The 19859-nt window shown below is 36.4% G+C and carries 3 protein-coding genes; all 3 read right to left on the reverse strand.

Annotated elements, in window-relative coordinates:
• Positions 1–35: 35 nt before the first annotated feature.
• Complete coding sequence (locus QMG60_RS04305) at positions 36–1223, reverse strand: phosphoglycerate kinase (protein WP_281866985.1); 1188 nt, start codon at positions 1221–1223, stop codon at positions 36–38.
• A 157-nt stretch (positions 1224–1380) separates the two neighbouring features.
• Complete coding sequence (locus QMG60_RS04310) at positions 1381–2361, reverse strand: type IX secretion system membrane protein PorP/SprF (RefSeq protein ID WP_057115977.1); 981 nt, start codon at positions 2359–2361, stop codon at positions 1381–1383.
• 43 nt (positions 2362–2404) lie between these two features.
• Complete coding sequence (locus tag QMG60_RS04315; protein WP_281866986.1) at positions 2405–19834, reverse strand: T9SS type B sorting domain-containing protein; 17430 nt, start codon at positions 19832–19834, stop codon at positions 2405–2407.
• Positions 19835–19859: the final 25 nt, after the last annotated feature.

Genomic DNA, 19859 nt, shown 5'->3' on the forward strand with positions numbered 1-19859 from the left:
AGAAAACTATGTAAAAAAATGTTAATTGTGATATTTTAGTCTAAAATTGCAGCAATTCCAGGTAAAACTCTTCCTTCTAACATCTCAAGCATAGCCCCGCCACCAGTAGAAACATAGCTCATTTTATCTTCAAATCCGAATTGTTTTACTGCTGCAACAGAATCACCACCTCCTACTAAAGAAAATGCACCATTTTCTGTAGCTTCGGCAATATAATCTCCTAATGCGATAGTTCCTTTAGAGAAAGTTTCCATTTCAAAAACTCCTAATGGACCATTCCAAAGAATTGTTTTTGACTCTAAAATTACTTTTTTGAAGTTCTCTAAAGATTTTGGACCTGCATCTAAACCTTGCCATCCGTCAGGAATTGCAGTTACATCTACAACCTGAGTATTAGCATTGTTTGAGAAATCATCTGCAACAATAACATCAACTGGAATATGAACTTGAACGTTTTTTTCTTTTGCTAATCTTAAAATTTCAAGAGCTAAATCTAATTTATCGTCTTCACAGATAGATTCACCAATTTTTCCGCCTTGGGCTTTAATGAAAGTAAATGTCATTCCACCTCCAATAATCATGTGATCAACTTTATCTAAGATATTTTCGATTACTGTGATTTTAGATGAAACTTTAGAACCTCCAAGAACAGCAGTAACAGGTTTTTCACTGTTATTAAGTACTTTGTTTAAACTCTCAATTTCTTTGGCCAATAAAGTTCCGAAACATTTATCGTTTGGAAAAAATTGTGCAATAATTGTAGTTGATGCATGCGCTCTGTGAGCTGTACCAAATGCATCGTTTACATAAATATCTCCAAGAGAAGCTAATTCTTTAGCAAAAGCTACATCTCCAGCTTCTTCTTCTGCGTGAAAACGTAAATTTTCTAATAATAGAACTTCACCTGGTTTTAAATCTTTTGCTGCAGTCTGAGCTGGTTCTCCAACGCAGTTTTCAGCAAATTTTACCTCAACTCCTAAAATATCAGAAGCTGTTTTTAAAATATGTTTAAGAGAATATTTCTCTTCTGCTCCTTTTGGTCTGCCTAAATGAGACATTAAGATCACGCTTCCGCCTTGCCCTAAGATTGTGTCAATAGTTGGTTTTGCAGCCTCAATACGTGTTGTATCTGTAACATTAAAATTCTCATCCAACGGCACGTTGAAGTCTACACGGATAATTGCTTTTTTATTTTTAAAATCGAAATCGTTTAAAGTTTTCATCTGCTAATTTTTTTAATTTTTTGAAAGAATAACAAATATAGAACTTTTACAGTACTATAAATTTCAAAAAAGCAAAAATAATCGATCAATAAAAACGAAAACGTTGTAAATTATGAAAATAAACAAATTAATTATTAAAAATGATAAAAATACTTGTTTAATCGTGAACTGGACTCTGTGTACAAGGACAGTTACTGATAGATTGTAAGAAATCAAATCCAATTGTTATCGAGTGGGTTCCAGAATTGTAAGTCCCAAGTCCGTTAAACATAAATTGGTACGAATACGCAAAATAGAATTTAGATTTCATAAAACCTGCCATTGGTCCTGCTGCCAAAGGCTTAGGAAACTGGTCATTTAAGAAACGGTAAGAAACTCCAATCCAATAGTAATCTTCGTAACGATTGTAACGTCTGTATTTGAAGTTAAGGTCGGTTGTCGAACGCTGGTCACTCGCAAAATACTGCAAGAAAACTGATGGTTCGTATTCAATTCTTCTGTTTTCCCCATCTCTAAATGTAAATCCAGAATATACTTGAAAGTTTGAAAGTAAATCCGGCTCAACTCCTCTATACTTATCAACGTTTTTCTTTAAAACGTTATTGGCATTAAAACTGAAGTAGAATCCTTTGTTACGATACAAAGCACTAATATCAAAGTTGTTGTTTGAATTGTAACGATTGTCTGTTATCGAAGGATCTAATGCTACTGGAACACCATTTACATCTCCTGTAAAATTGCCTGTTTCAATACGGAAACTATTAAAGTTATATGAAATACCGAAAGAAAGATATTGCTCTGAGTAATAATCTAAGATAAGGTGGTGTGCAAAGGAAACTTTTGCTCCTGTTTGTCTTGTATTACCATTGCTGTCATTGTATAAAGACAACCCTACTCCGGAACGATCTAAAATTCGAAAATCTGCATACAATGATTGGTTATCTGGTGCATCTTTGATTCCGACCCACTGTGTTAAACCATTGGCTCTAATACGGAGATTATCTCCAATACCAGCATAAGCAGGCGAAAGAATAAAAGGGTTATCAGCCAAATACTGGGTAAATACTGGTAGGTTTAACTCTTGGCTGTAACTTGTTGTTACAGCCATGAGTACTAAGGATAAAATAAACTTTTTCATTGTAATAAATTTTTTAGATAACATCATTGGGGCTATAATTTTGTTATCTGTATAAAGTGAAATGTCCAACAAATTCTCTATTATCTTTTGGATCATTTAGTTTAAGAACATACCAGTAATCTCCTGTTGGTAATTCACTGCCATGGTATCTACCATCCCATTTTTGACCAACGTGGTATTTCGCTACTACTCTACCATATCTGTCATAAATATCAAATGTCAATTCTTTGTATGCTAATGCACCACAATCTGGACCAATAGTATCATTTTGTCCGTCACCGTTTGGTGTGAAATAGTTTGGCATACAGAAATCATAGAATATACCGTGAACAGTTATTGTTGCCTCACAACCGTTTTTGTCTCTTACGATCACTTGGTAATCACCTGTTTTATAGATTCTATAAGTGTTAGATGATGTAAATGACTCTCCGTTGAAACTATACTCGTAAGGAGCAACACCTCCAGAAGCTTTTACTTCTAATGTGTTGATATCTTTGCTTTGGTTTGTTACGTCAATTAAAGCTAAAGGATCAACTGCATTGACAGTAAAGATTGGAGTTGGCACTTCGCAACCATTAGTGTGTCTTGCAACGATGAAGTGATCACCAGCAGGAACATTTGTAAAGATGTTGCTTGGCTGGTAAGTACCATTGTTATCTAATGAATAATCAACATCTGCAGGGTTTGTAATTGAAGCATCAATTGTCACCACAACCATATTGGCTTGTGTATTGTTCACACAGTCATATGTTACCTCAGCAGTTGGGTTAAGAATTACAGCATCTGGCATGTTTTCAACGAACTCAACTATACAGCCTTGTACATCTTTAACATAAACTGTATGCTTACCACCATTCAAACCTGTAAAATCAAATATTGTTTGTGTAGCAGTTCCTTGAGTAAATGGTCCTTTTTCATTATCTAAACTGATACTGTAAGGAGCTGTTCCTCCTCTTACTTCAATACTGAATGCACCGTCTTTATCACCATCACAAACTTCAGGAATCATAGAGTTTGGTACTTCTGTTACTACAACCGGATTTGGTTGAGTAATTTCGATATCAGCTCTTACATAACATCCGTTTTCATCTTGTGCAATAATTGTATAAGTACCTGGCGCAAGTCTATCAAATGTACTGATCAAATCAAACTGATTTAAGTCTGGTGAGATCGCATATTTAATAGTCCCTGTACCACCTGCAGCTGTTACAACAATTTTACCGTTGTTTTCACCGAAACAAGAAACGTTTGTTGGTGTAAATACTGCAGTTAAAGCAGCGGCTGGTTCTGTAATTGTAGCATTTACTGAAGTTTGGTTACAATCTCCACTATCTACTTTTACTCTGTAAGTTCCAATTACAAGATTCTCGAATCTACCATTATTTTGTGGCCCCTGAACTATTGCTCCGGCTGTATTTTCTAATGTATAAACGTAGTTTCCTAAACCACCTTTTGCGTCAGCAACGATAACTCCAGTAGCTTCACCTGTACATTTTACAACAGCGTTTGTAATATCTAAATCCACTGTTAGAGGAACTAAAGGATCAATCTTAATTTCATTAGAAATAAAACTAATACAGTTATTCGCATCTTTTACATAATACTGATATGTTCCAACTGGCACTGAGAAAGTAACCGATGAAGCAAATGTACCAGTAGTAGTGGCAAAATTAGGATCTGAGCTATAGCTATATGGTGCTAATCCTCCAGTTGCACTTAATGTAAGTGTTGACTGAACATTACATGTTTGAGTTGAAGCTAAAACTAAACTTGGAATAACTTCTGTTGGTTCTGTAATAACAATCGTTGCAGAAGTTGCTTCACAATTAAATCCGTCCGTAACTTTTATTGTATATGTTCCAGCACCAAGACCGTCAAAAACATTTGATGCCTGTGGTCCTGAAGATACGATATCTGTTCCGATCGTACTGTTTAGAGTGTACATATAATTACTTCCCTGACCACCTGTTGGTAAAGAAACTGTTATGGTAGCATTTCTATCACCAAAACATGATAACATTGTAGCACTTGGCGTAGCAGTGAATGAAATTGGAGTCGGAATTATTAATGTCGCTGTTGTTGTTGCGATACATCCTTCTCCGTCTTTAGCATTGATAGTATACGTTCCTGCTGATAATCCTGTAAAGGCATATTGAGCAGAGTAATCAACTACAACAGCTCCGTTCAGAACTAATTGATATTGATAGTTAGTATCCCATCCACCTGCTGCAGAAGCGTAGATTTCACCGTCATTATTACCTGGGTTACAAGTAATTTCTGATTGAGTTGTCGTCACTGCCAATTGTGCTGCAGGCTGTTCAATTGTAAATAATGTTGCTACTGTACAATAAGGACTTCCAACTAATGTTGCACTAACTGTATACTGACCAGCTGTTAAATTAGAAATTGTAGTTACTGCACCTGTTGTTGTTCCTGTGCTTGAAACAGGACCTGTGATAACATAGTTAAATGCACCTGCCTCGTCTGTTGGAGTTGGCTGTCTGTCAACGAAAGTTAAAGTAACCTGTCCATCAGCTGTTCCGTAGCAAATATGTGCACTTGCAGCAACTGCATTAATTTGGAAAGTATTTGGGTCGTTAACATAGTGTACTGCTTTTATTATACAGTTTGTATCAAGATTAGTAACACTTACAATGTAATTTCCGATAGGTAAATTAGTAAAGATACCAGATGCATTATTTGGATTTCCAGCAACTGCATTTCCTGAACCATCAGTAATAGCATATTCTAAGTTTGCTGTTCCTCCAGTTGTTGCAACTGTAACTGTAATGTTTTCTCCGTTATTACAAGTAATTGCATTTGTAACATTAACAGTAATATCGTCTAAACTAATAAACGGATTAATTACATATGTTCCGGCATTCGACCCTATACATCCATTACTATCGTAAACATTAACAGTATATGATCCGCCTTGATAATCTGTTTCTGTGTAAACATTGTTAGAACCTTTGTAAACTACGACACCATTTCTGATGAATTCATAATTAGCATAAGTTCCTGATCCTCCTGTTACACCTGTTACAGTAATAGTTGCAAAATTGCTTGTATTATCTGTAGTACAACCGTATTGAGCAACGGCAGGGTTAGGAACAACTATCAATGCTGGTTCGATAACCTGAACAGTTTTACTGTCAGAACATCCTCTTCCAGAAGTAACTGTTACAGTATAACTTCCTTGAGTTAATCCTGTAAATACTGGACTAGTCTGAGGAGTACCTCCGTTTAAGCTGTACATATAAACAGGGTTATCGTTTATACCTGCACTTGGAGCGTCTAGTGAAGCTATGATTGTTCCGTCATTTCCTCCAAAACAAGTTACCGGCGTAGCTACAGCATCAAATCCTGTTACTAGAGTTGCTGGGTCTAATTTAAAAGTTACATCTTCTGTACAACCTGTTGTCAAATCAGTAACCACAATTGTATGTGAACCAGCTGATAAACCACCGAATGTAGCCGGAGTAGTTGTTACAGTTGTAGTTCCGTCAATTGTATAACTGTAGTTACCAGTACCACCTGTAGCCGAAGCACTTACGCTTCCGTCACCGTTAGCACAAGTTGTTAAATCTACAACCGTATTTTGAATGTCTAATGGCTCTAAAATAGTTACGGCTGCGTTGAATACAAATTCACATCCGAATCTATCTCTCACTGTTAGATCATAAGTTTTAGGAACACTTACTGTAAATGTAAGTCCAGATTGGAATCCTGAACCAATGCTATATTCAAATGGTCCCATACCTGTTCCTGGTGTAACTACAATATCATAAGTTCCTGTAGTAGCATTTGGACATTGAGATACAGCTGCTGCTGTAAATCCTGATGGAAGTGGGTCAATAATGATATTCACTCTATATGGAGCAGAAATACATCCATTAGCATCTTGTGCATAAACATCCCATGCAGGTACAGTTGCATCTAATTCTCTTGTGTCAGCTGCATCATATGTTCCTGCCGGATCACCTGCGTGAACAAATGAATAGGTGTATCCAGGGTTTCCACCACTACCTGCTACTGTTACTACAGCACCAGTTTTACAATTTGCATTAACATTGTCTACTAGAGAAACTATAACTACTGTTGGTTGTTTTACTTCTGCCATAGCAGTTGCTGTACAACCTGTTGCGTTGTCTGTTATATTAATAGTATACTGACCAAAAGAAAGACCAGTTAATGGAATTGTGTTTGCACTTGTTGAAGTTGAAGGAAGAAATCCAACACCGTCTTTGTCAATTGTATAAGTATAACTTCCCGCAAAATCCGAAACTGTGAAAGTTACTTGACCGTCATTTGTTGTATTACAAGTCATATCAGCAATCACTTGACCATTTACAACAATATTTGTAACTGGTGCGATTGGTAATAATTCTTCGTAAGTACATCCGTTAGAATCTGTAACTCTGAACATGTAATCTCCAGGTACTAATCCTGTAAAGTTTGCTGGAACAGTATTATCTGCTGTATTAACCGGAGCATAAGCTGTTGTAGCTGTTCCGTTAAACTCAATGATTTCGAAAGTTAATGAGCCAACTCCATTTGTAGCTGTAACATCAACTGTACTAGTTGTAGCCAAACAAGTTACTACAGATGCATTGAATGTTAAATCTGTTGGTTTGTTTAGTGGTACAATTGGTACTGTTACTGGAGCAGTTTCACAACCATTAGCATCTTTCACAGTGTAAGTTACAGAAGGAATTGATCCATCATTAACTACTGAGAAAGTATTAGCTGTGTCATAACCTTGACCATTGAAATTATATCTATAGTCAATAGTACCGCCTGTTGCAGTTACAACTATGGAAGTAGTTGTACTACATGTTGTATTTGGAGTAATTGCATGGATAGCTGTTAATTCAGTTGGCTCAGTAATTACAATAGTTGCTGGTGCCGAAACACAGTTCTTAGAATCAGTTGCAACTACAGTATATGTTCCTGCAATCAATCCTGTGTAATTTCCTGTTGCATCACCTGTCGTGTTAACAACTGGTCCTGTCAATGCAAATGTATAAGGAAGACGGCCACCTGTTGGAACAACTGTCAAACTTCCGTTATTAAATCCAAAACAGCTTACATTAATATGTGAATCAGCAAGTGTTGGAGTTACTGTTGGATTTACTGTTACAGTAGTAGTTGTTACAGAACATGTTGGTGCATTACTATCTGTAATTACAAAATAATAATCTCCATCTGCTGCCACAGAAGCCGTAAAGTTTCCTGTAACACCTGTTACTGGTCCTGTCGCCACTGAGTTATGATACATTTGATATGTATATGGTCCTACACCACCAGCAATCGTAACATCGATTGTTGCGTTAACAGGAGCTGCACAGTATAGATCTTTTGTTACTGAAGCACTTGCAATTAATTGTTCTTGAATGATATAATCTACTTCATCAGGACATCCATTATCATCAGTTAAGATAATTTTGTATGTTCCAGGAGCACTAAACGTTGCTGTTGTTCCTGTTAAAATTGTTCCGTTTACAGTAAATGATTTTACTCCATTATAAGTTGTAGATAATGCATCTAAATCAACTGTTAAATTAGAACCAACAAAACATTGCTGTGCTGGTAAATTAAGACGTGGAGCAACATTATAAGTTACAGGTACATTTATTGGCCCTGCAATACAAAGATTTGCATCTTGTACATACACATCCCAAGAAAGATCTGTTAAATTAGTATCTACAGTAAGAACTGAACTTCCTCCAAATGTTGTTGGTGCAGGATCACCTGCTTTAACTACAGCATAAGTGTAACCAGCAGTTCCGCCAGTAACATTTGTAACTGTTATTTCAGACTCATCATCAGAACAGAATACTTTGCTAGCCGTTGCAGTAAATGTGATTGGAGCCGGCATTGTAATAGTAACATCTGCAGATTTAGAACAAGTTGTTGTAATATCGTTAACAGTTACTGTGTAAGTACCTCCTTCAAGACCTGTTAATGTAATTACATCTGCTGCAACAGTTGGAGCATTATAAGACAATGCAGCCGGATTAGTAGTTACTACGATATTATAGTTACCGCTTGCGCTGAAATCTGAAACTGTGAAAGTAGCTGAACCATTATTATCTGTTCCGTTTGCAGTGTTACAACTCACATTATTTGCAGATGTACGAACAATGTCAATCGGAATAACCGGTTCTACTTTGTAAGGTCTTTCAATAGAACAACCATTAGCATCTGTAACTTTAAATAAGTAAGTATTTGGAGCTAAGCCAACAAAAGTTGCGTTGTTTCCATTATCTAATGTTATCGGTGAAATAATTTCATATTTCGCATATGGAGTATATCCTCCTGTTACAGTCAAGGTAACATCAGCCACATTTGTTGGACAAATAGGAGCTGTAGTTAAAGCGAAACTTATATTTGTTAATGGCTGATATGGAGCAACTATAGTAGTTCCGTTAGTTTTACATCCATTAGCATCTATTACATAATAGTTAACTGTTTGAGCAGATGTACTAACTGGTACCTGAGTCGTATTATCAGTATAATATGTTGCACCTCCATCAAAATTAAATCTGTATGGTGATGTTCCTCCAGTAGCTGTAATTGTTATAACCGCAGGCTGAGCAGCATTGCTTGCATTACATGCATAAGCTGTAATTGCAGGCGTAGCATCTAAAATTGCTGGCTGACCTACAGTATATTGTTTTGTTAAAGTACAACCTCTGCCAGATGTAACCGTGATATCATAAACTCCTTGTGGTAAACTAGAGAATACATTACCCGTTTGTACATATCCAACTGGAGCTGGTGAAATCGCATAAGTATAAGTTGGATTGTCATTTGAAGGCAATAAATTAACTTCAATTTTTCCGTTAGTTCCGTTGAAACAAGAAACATCAGTTACAACAGCATCAAATGTTACAGGAGTACCTGCTGGTAAAGTTACCTCTGCTGTTGTAGTACAAAGATTTCCGTTGTCGGTCATTGTAATAGTATAAGTATCTGCTCTAAGTCCAGAAATTGTATTTCCTGAAATTACAATACTTGGATGCATTGGCGTAATACTATAACTATAAGAGTTTGTTCCTCCAGATGGAGTTAATGTAATTACACCATTATTAACCACACAACTTGGCAATGCTGTCTTTTCAGGGATTAATTTTAATGGCGCATTAATATTGATAGTCTTAGTATCTGTACAATCATTTCCATCTTTAATGGTAATTGTATGAGATCCTGAACTTAAATTGGTAACTGTATATGGCAATCCTGGAATGCTTACAAATACTCCAGTATCCACTTTAATTGAATAAGCTCCTACTCCCGCAGCAGTTTCGCTAACAACAACTCCAAAAGCACCTTCAGCCGCACAATTATTAGCTACACTTAAACTAATTACTGGACTTGGATCTTTAATGATTGTTGTGTTTAATGGGAACTCACAACCTTGAGCATCTTTAACAATAATATTCCAGTTTACATTTGCACCTGTTGGCCCTGGATCTAAACTTAATACATTTCCAGCAGCAAAAACTGATGGAGTAGCTGGAGCTACTGCTGAAGCAAATGTGTAAGGTCCTGTACCACCAGTAACCTTAATAGTCACTTGAGCTGGATCATCACAGTTTGCATTAACAGTATTTGTTATAATTGCATCAAGCGGTTGAACTGGCTCTGTTATTTGAAAAACTTCAGTAGTAGAACACAATGTTCCATCAAACTCTTTTACATAAAGAGCATAATTTCCTGGTCTTAATCCTGTAAGTGTTCCATTATATGCTGAACCTGTTAGACCAGTAGCTGATCCATTAACAGGTGGTACAATTGGTAAATTTGTCAAGTTGTCTCTAACTTCAAAATCTAATCTTGTTGCATTGTAGTTAGATACTGTGAAATTAATAATTCCATTCGCAGCACCATTACATGTAACATTCGTAGTTGTTAAAGGATTAATTTCAAGGTTAGAAATTTTTGGAGTTTTCATCTCATAGTAAGATGGACATCCGTTAGCATCCACAACTTCAAAAACATAATTTGTATTTTGATCTAAGCCTGTAAATGTATAAGAAGTTGCTGGAGTTAAACCAGAAGTTGTACCAACTCCATAAATTGTGTATGTGAATGGTGCAACACCCGTTCCTCCAAATACTCCAACTTCAACAGAAATACCATCAGCACAAGTGGCGCCAACTACTGTTCCGTTTAACTGTAAGTATGGTGGAGGCTGAATTCTTAATTTACTGCTTTTGAATTCGCAACCATTTGCATCTACAACATTGATATAATAATCTCCAAAAGTTAATCCAGGGAAATTATGTGCAATAGCTGCATTTGCAGTATTTGCAGTATAAGTACCAATTTCCGTCATAGAATTATTGTATAAATGATATATGTAAGGAGCTGTTCCTCCAGACACAACATTTACATCAAAACTTCCTGGTGTAGTAGAGTTACAAGTAATGCCATGAACAACAATATTCATTACTATTGGAGGAGGGTTATTTAATGTAATACTATTACGGTATTCACATCCTTTATTGTCTCTAACCACATAATTGTAAGTTCCTGAAGCTAAACCACCATAAGTAGCTAAATTTCCGAAAGTAACTCCATTATCAATACTATATTGGAAAGGTGCTTCACCAATAGGGTTTGTAAAACGTATTGTACCATCAGAATAACCATTACATGTAGGATCAACCTTAGCAACTGTTACAGCCACTGGTACATAATCTGATACCGTAGCAGTACTTGTTTCTTTTGTACAACCATTAGCATCAGTAATTTCAAATTGATATACTCCTGCTGTTGACGTTGTATATGGGAATGATGTTCCCGTAAAAGCAATTGGTGAACCTGTATAGGTTCCTGCGCCAACTTTAACTCTGTATCCAAACGGCGCTGCACCACCTGTTACAGAAACTGTAATACTAGCATCTGTTGGTGTAGCACAAGTAAGATCTTTTGTTAAAATCGATGTACCAATCATGGCATCGTTAACTGTTACAGTTGTTGTACTTGTACAGTTATTGGCATCTTTTATAGTAATTGTATAAGTACCTGCAGTTACTGTAAATGTATTTGCCGGACTTGGCGCTGCGCCAGTATTAATTGAATATGTGTAAGGAGCAACTCCGTTTGAACCTGTAGCTACAATTTGGAAAGTATTTCCTGAAGCTATACACTGATTGGTTACTGAAGCTGTTACGCTTGGAGCTGTATCTGTTGTTAAAGTTAATGGTAAAACTACTGTACATTCGTTAGAATCTTTCACCCATGCAAACCATGTAAGTGCCGGATTTAAATTAGCAGAATTTGCTGTATCATATGTTCCAGCTACAGTATTACTGTTACTGAATGAATACTGATATCCAGGTGTTCCTCCAGCTGCAGTAATAGTAACTTTTGCTGTTGGAATATTACAGTTTGCATTAACATAAGCTGCAGTTGCCGAAAGTGCAGTTGCAGGCTGACTAATAGTAATTGATGTTGGAACAGTACATCCTGTAGTTTCGTCTGTAAACACAACGCTGTAAGTTCCTTGTGGTAAATTAGGAAGTGTAAATACAGCAGCAGACTGACCTGTTACAGGTGTTCCGCTATTAACTACGTAACTATATGTAGAAGCAAATCCGCTTACATTGTAACGAATAGTTCCTGTTGAACCTCCATTACAATAAACATCATTCAGTTTAGTTGCTAAAGCAATCATAGGAACTGCCGGAGCAATGTTTATTGGGAATGTATCATAACATCCCCTTGCGTCTGTTACTTTGAATATATAATTTCCAGATGCTAATCCAGCAAATGATCCTGTAGCATTTGATGGTGCCGTAGTTGGGCCAGAAACAATTTCGTATATAAATGGTGCAATTCCTGTTCCTGCAGTAACATTTACAGTTGCTGTACTAGTAGTACTTGCTGCAGGTGCACAATAAATTGGAGTTGTACCAACAGAAGCAATTGCTGGCGGATTTAATCTATCAATAACAATAGATTTTGTCGCCATTATACATCCATTTGCATCTTTAACAGCATAGTAAATAGTTTGATTTGTACCATTATCAACTACTGTTAATGTGTTCACAGAAGTAAATGATCCATTGTTGAAACTATATGTATATGGCGCAGTTCCCGTTGTTGGAACAACAATTGTTACAACAGCAGATTGTTTTGCATTATTAGTATCACAACTGAAAGTTGTTGCAGTAGCGTTTGTATTTAATGCTGTTGGCTCTGAAATTACAACAGATGTCGCAGCTGAAGTACAACCTAAAGCGTCAGTTACTAAAATATCGTAAGTACCTGCAATTAAACCAGTAGTTGTCGGAGTTGTAGAAATCAGAGTTCCCCCTCTTCTCACACTATATGTAAACGGTGCTTTTCCTGAAGTTGCTGTAATAGTAATTGCTCCAGTATTTCCACCATTACATGATACATCAACTTTACTAGTTGTAATTGTTAATGTAGTTGGTTTTAATGTGACCGGAATATCAGCAGTTTCTGCCTGACAAACAGGGTTTGAAGAATCTGTAACTCTAAATTTATAAGTTCCTGTTGCAGTTGCCACATAAGGACTTGTCGTTGTAGTGTAAGTTCCTCCATTAAATGAAACTGCATACGTACGAGTTCCCGTACCACCAGAAGAAGCTAAACTAATTGTGGTGTTTGGAGTACAAGTAACATCCGGTACAATTGTCGGAGTAATTGTTAATTGAGGTGCTACAACATAAGTAGTTGAAACATCACAACCAAAACCATCTCTGATGCTTAATGTGTAAGTACCCGGAGTTAAACTGAAATTAGGTGACGGCTGATAGAAAATACCATCTTTACTATAAGTTGGAGTTCCTACATAAGTACCCGTAATCGTAATATTAATTGGAGTTCCTGTATAACATTGTGATGCAGGGGTATCAATTGTCGGAACATTTTCAGATTGAATTGTAATCGTTCTTTTTACTGTACAATTGTTATTATCCTTAACATAAACATCAATTGATGTAGTAAGAACTGCAGTATCCACTTCAACACCTGTTCCATAAGCTGTACTTGGTACAGTTGAAGGACTAGCGGCATAAGCATATGTGTATCCAGGAGTTCCGCCTGTTAAACCTGTAAATGTTAAAGTAGCTTTTGTTGTTTTACAATTGATCTTCGTAGCTGTTACATTATAAGTAATTGCAGTTGCAGCACTAATTGTTACAGAAGCTGTATTAGAAGTACATCCTGTAGTAATATCTCTGGCTACTAAAGTATATGTACCCGCAGCTAAACCTGTTACTGTTACAGTATTACCTGATTTAGTAGCAGTTCCCGAATTTGGAGTCAATGTGTATGTAAAGTTTCCTGAGCTACTTGGGTTTCCAATGTTGAATGTTGCAGTACCGTTGTTTGCATTGAAACATAATTCATCTGTTTTTGATCCAGAAACCGTAATTGCAGGAGCTGCATCAATTGTTCTAGAACCTGTTGCAGTACATCCGTTAGCATCAGTTACTCTAAAAGAATAATTTCCAGGAACTAATCCTGTAAATGTACCTGTGTTATTTGCAGCAGGTGAAGTTGGACCAGCTGTTACGGCATAAGTAAATGGTGCAACACCTCCAACAGCTGTTAATGTAATACTAGTTGTTGTAGTGTTACATGTAATACCTGCTGGTGTAGAGAACGTAAGAGATGTAGGCGGATTAAATGCCGGAATATTAATTGTTTTTGTATTAATACATCCTTTTGAATCTTTTACAGAATATGTAATAGTTTGTGCACTGCTTGTATTGGTAACAGAAAGTGTGTTAGTACTTGTATAAGTTGCACTTCCGTTAAAACTATAAGTATAAGTTCCTGAGCCACCCGCACCAGAAACTGTAATTACAGTCGTTGGGCTACAAGTTGTGTTTGCCGCCGCTGAAGCACTTGCTACAACCGGAGAAGGATTGTTTAATGTTATAGTATAAACTGGAGATACACAGCCTTTATTATCTTTTACTTGATATGTGTAATTTCTCGTGTTAACTGAACCTACAAATGCATTTAGACCTGTAAGTGTAGGACTTGTACCAAAAGTTGTACTTCCGTTAAAGCTGTAAGTGTAAGGTGCTCCACCTCCACCTGCTGGAATAACAGTAAACTGACCATCAGTACCATTATTACAAGCAGGATCTACTTTGTTTGCTGTCGCAGTAGGATTTGTAATAGGATCTACTACAACCGGAACACTAACAACAATACATCCTTTTGAATCTGTTACTCTAAACACATAACTTCCAGCTGAAGATGCTGTGTAAATATTAGATGGAATAGCTGTATAAGTAGCACTTCCGTTTACTGCTACTTCGTATGTGAAAGGACCTACACCGCCTGTGACTGTAAGTGTTATTTCTGCATTATTAGTAATACAATCTAATGGTTTAGTAATATTTCCTTCTGCTTTTAATTCGTTTGCAATAACGATATTCGAAATTGCAGGAGCAATACAACCGTTAGCATCTGTTACAATAATTGAATGTGCTCCAGGACCAACATTTGTAAATGTATTTGAAGTCTGACCCGGTGCACCATCTAAACTATAAGAATAAGGTGTTTTTCCTCCTGTAACATTTACCACAAGCGTTGAACGATTAACTGTATCGTAGCATAAATCTGAACTAGCCGCCAATGTTGCAGTAGGAGGTGTTGGTGCATTAATGTCTACACGAACTGATGCAGGAGAAGTACATGAATTTGAATCACGTGCAACTACCGTATAAGAACCTGTGGCCACATTTGTAAATATATTTAAACTTTGAAACGGAACTATAACTGTTGTACCCGTAGAATCTCTTAATTCATATTGATAACTTGGTGTACCTCCATTACCTGTTGCGGTAATCGAAGCTCCGTTTGTACAAGTAGGCTGAGTTGTAACCTGTGCTGTAACTGTTAAAGCCGTAGGTGATTTTACTTCTTGGGTTAATGGAAATACGCATGTTGAAGGAGAAGCATCAAAACGTACTCTAATATTATAATTTCCACTATTCAAACCGCTGGCAGTAACAGGAGAAACTTTAGAGTTTACCCAAGTTGCTCCATTATCTAATGAATAATCGAATCCGTAAGGAAGATTAAAGTTTTGAGCAGAAATAGTAATTTCTCCATCATTTTTTCCATTACATGTAACATCTTTAAATCCAGTTACTGAAGCAGTAAATGCTTTATTAGTGTCGATAACAATTGGGAAATCTTTTTGAGTGATACATGTTTTAGGAATCTGACGTACCCAAATATCATCAATAACAATATCATTTCCGCCGTATTCAATACTTCCAGAACGAATCCTGAATGTTAGATTGGTATTGTTTTTTGGATTCAATGAAATATTAATAGGAACCCACTTTGTTCTGTTCGGATCGTTTGCTGCTTCAGCGATTTTACCCGTATCCTCAGTAGCTACAACTTGTCCTGCTGAATCTACTAATTCAAACCTAACAATTGGAGCTGCACCATTCGTACCTGTGTTTAATAAATTTCCTACATACAAGGAAACCATTACAGGTTGATTTGGGATAACATCAATAATTGGTTTACTATAAAGAACTCCGTAAGGACCTGCAGCCCCTCCAATATTTACTAATAAATATCTTCCGTTTGCATCGGCTCCATTTGTAGTGTGATCTTTAAAGTGATACCAAGCGTTATCGTTTCTCCAGAAGAAACTTGTAACAGAATATTGGTTGTCTTCTACAGAACGAGTTGGTGTTCCGTTTAATGAACAAGTATAAGGAGGATTAACTCTTTGGTCATTGAAACAATATGCTGATGCAATACCTGGAGTTGTAGTGGTTCCACCAGAACCAAAATCTTCTAATAATAAATTACTATAAGTAGGTACTGAAGTTAAATTATATTTTACTGAAATAGTATGCGCACCAGATGGAACATTAACAAATACATTCGAAGGTGTATTTGTATTTAGTACGTTATCTATATAGTACTCATAAGCATAATTATTTCCTCCGCCGCTTGTTACCGTAACCGTACTTGTTGCTGTTCCGTTACAGTTAAAAACTGGTGGAGCAACAGATATTGTTGGGTCAGCAGGTTTTGGATCTAAAATCACTCCTGGCATACTGTATATACAGCCTTTAGAATCTTTAATGTAAAGTGTATATGTTCCTGGAGCAACATAAGCTTCGTTTGAAGCTCCATAGCTTGTACCTCCATCAAAACTATAAGTATAAGGAGCTGTTCCTCCTTGAGGGTTTGTAATTCTTACTTTACCAAATCCGTTACCAGAAGGATCACAGCCTGCCAATTCAGAAACACCCGCTGATGCTGATAAAGCATTTGCTGGAGCTGTGATCGTAATTGGTGTCGCAGGATCAGTACAAGTTACTCCTGACATTGTATAACGTACTACAACATTATAACCACCTGCAGCAACATTAGGGAATACAGGATTGTTACTAAAGGTTGCGCCATTATCTATACTATATTCTAAAGTATATCCATTAGCATTAGTAACATTTACGTTAATTTGAGAAGTTCCGCCACTACAGTTAATCTCAGCTGCAGTTACAGTATATGTTGGTTTCGGATTTGCAGTAACTGTAATAGATGTTGTTCCGCTGCAATTATTAGCATCAACAACTCTAATATCATATTTGCCAGGTCCTGTAACAGCGATTTCATTTGATAATTGGAATGAACTTGATCCGTTTATAAAATGATAATACGGTGCAGTTCCACCTGTCGTTGTTACTACTATTTTTCCATTAGCACAAGCTGTCAACGGAACGGTTAGAGCTGCCGTTGGAGTTAATCCTGCTGGAACCGGATTTACAGTAACTCTTACCGTTTTATCACAAAACGGCGCTGGTGTAGCACCTACTGGTCCGTTAGTAACTCTAATATCATAATCTCCTGATGATAAATTTGCAAAGGTATAATCTGAATTTGATGTTGGCCCAAAGCTATTTACCAAAGTACCTCCACTAGTGTAGATATAATAATAGTATTGTGGGTCGATATTTTGTGCACCAACTTTAATACTTCCTTTATCTGTTTTACATGTTGGCTGAGTTATCGCTGTACTAATGCTTAAATCTCTGCTTCTGATCAAAATACCTGGAACAGTAAAAATACAAGGATTAGTAGTTACGCCAATCTGTCTGATATGAACAGTATATGAATTTGGAGAAGTTATTGGGAATACGTTGCTAGTCTGATAAGCACCAGGAGTTCCGTTAGGATCCGTACTAATAGCATATTCGTATCCTGCAGGAACGCTGCCAATTGTAATACTTCCAGGAGCACCACAAATAATATCCTTATGAGTTTCTGTTGGTGTTAAAGAATTGCTGTATACATTAAAATAAAAACGGTTAAAGCATCCTCCAGCATAGTTTAATGTTAAACGAAATTGTCCTGCCTGATTCGCAGTATAACTTGGTCCACTTTTTACAGTAGTCCATTTACATGAAGCACTTTCATTAGCACAATTTTGATTTGTTACTGCTGTACAGCTTGCTTCATTTAATTTTTCCCAAACAATACTTGTCGCATCCGAAATATTTAATGTAATTACTTTCGAAGCGTTTCCACCACATAAGAAAATGTTTGGCAATTTTTTTCCATCATTTGAACAAGTTACCACCTGATCTGCAAAAGGTATTACCGGATTTTCTACAGTATTACCAAATCTCGTTACAACAAATGACTGATAAATTGATCTACAAGGAGCAGCAGCCAAATTGTACACATAATAAGTACCAGGATTTTTTACATTCAATACTTGTCCTTTTCCTATCTCTTTTGTACGTGCTTCATCGCTATACCAAGTATAATCACTATAACCATTTGCTGCAGTTAGATTAATACTATCACCACAAAGCGTAACGTTGTCTGTATACTTACATCCGTCAACCCCTACTAAAAAGTTAGTTGCTTTTGGAACTAAGATACATCCTGTATTGGTATTAACACTCGGGTCATCAGAAATTGTGAAAGCTGTATTCTGTGTTCCTTTGTAAGTTGCATATGCAGAGTTGTCAATACTATTAGAACAAGCCTCACTTAACATATGACAATCTGGAACAACCTGAACTTTAAAGCTGATTACCTTTTCAGGGTCACCAATTTTAACCACACTATTATCAACCTTGAAAACAATGTTTCTTGTAGCTGCGTTATAACTTTGAACAGTTACTCCGGTTGGCAATGAAACAATATCTGCCGGGTAATTAAAAATAATATTTATAGGCAATTGATCTCTAATAGTAAATGATGTTGCATTATCATTTCCTGTATTTTTAAAACCAATTTCATAATTTAATTGTTGTCCTAACGTAACATTTTGACCACCAATATTATCTCCCTTGGCATTCTTTACAATTTTGGTTAAAACAATTTTTGGCTCAATAATTTCAACATTGAATGCATTAAAGAATAGCCCATAACCATCTCCACTTGTCGTAAGTTTTAACTGTGCCGAAGTATCGTTATTTTTAATGACACTTCCTCCTGGGTTTGCCGAGGTTGCGGGATTGGGAACATTCAGAATACCTGCTTCGAAACCTAAAGTATTTCCACTGGCAGGAGTTCTGTCAGTGAAAGGTCCATTAGTATCATTAATTGTACTATTAAAAAAGTTGTCAATCGGACGTTGTGCGGTTGAAATATCAGTGTTATTAATAGAATATCTATCACCTGTTAAGTTAACGTCTCCCTCTAAAGCCGCAAAAGCTAATTTTGCTTTTACAGTACCTGTTGGGATCGTTTTAAAACCTGAAATGTTATAAGTTACTGGTCCACTACTAGCCTGAATCCATCTGAAACCATCAAACGTAGTAATGTATTTTGCTGAAGATTTAGGATCCTCATAAACAACAAATAAATTCCAACCAGCAGAAAAACCTCCATTGATTTTTCCTCTTGCCGAAATAATATTTGCAACTGTATAAGTTCCTTCTGGATCTGTTAGTCCTTGTACTAATGATGTCAAATCGTAATAATATGCGTAAGGCATCTGATCACCATTTGAAGTAGAAGGGTAATAGTCATAAATCAACTGACCCGTAATATCAGTATAAGCGGTTTGATTGGGTAGTTTAATTTTAATAGAACCCAGGTTACTTCTGTTAACCGTTTTATCATCAACTGATCCTTTGCTGTAAATACCAGCCCAATAAAGTCCAGCGTAAACAACTTTATAACATTCCCTGCTTGCTGTTGGAATTGTTAATTTTGCCGAACTTGAACTAAATGTACTGGCATCACCATCGATGTCAATATATTGCATGTTAAGGTCGTTGTTGTTTTGGTTTGTTGCATTAAAGGCATCGTTCGCACGCTCATTATCCTTAACATCTCTATTCAAAATATTGTTACCAATCAAAAGCATATCTCCTTTTAAACTCGTATCAAAACGAGGGGTGAAATTCTTTTGAGAGTAAATAACAAAACTTTGAATACAAAGTAATACAGCTAAAACTAATTTTAAAGTAGTAGGTTTCTTCATTTTTCTATGGTTTCAGTTTAACGGC

The sequence above is a fragment of the Flavobacterium sp. GSB-24 genome, from assembly GCF_027924665.1.
Taxonomy (GTDB): domain Bacteria; phylum Bacteroidota; class Bacteroidia; order Flavobacteriales; family Flavobacteriaceae; genus Flavobacterium.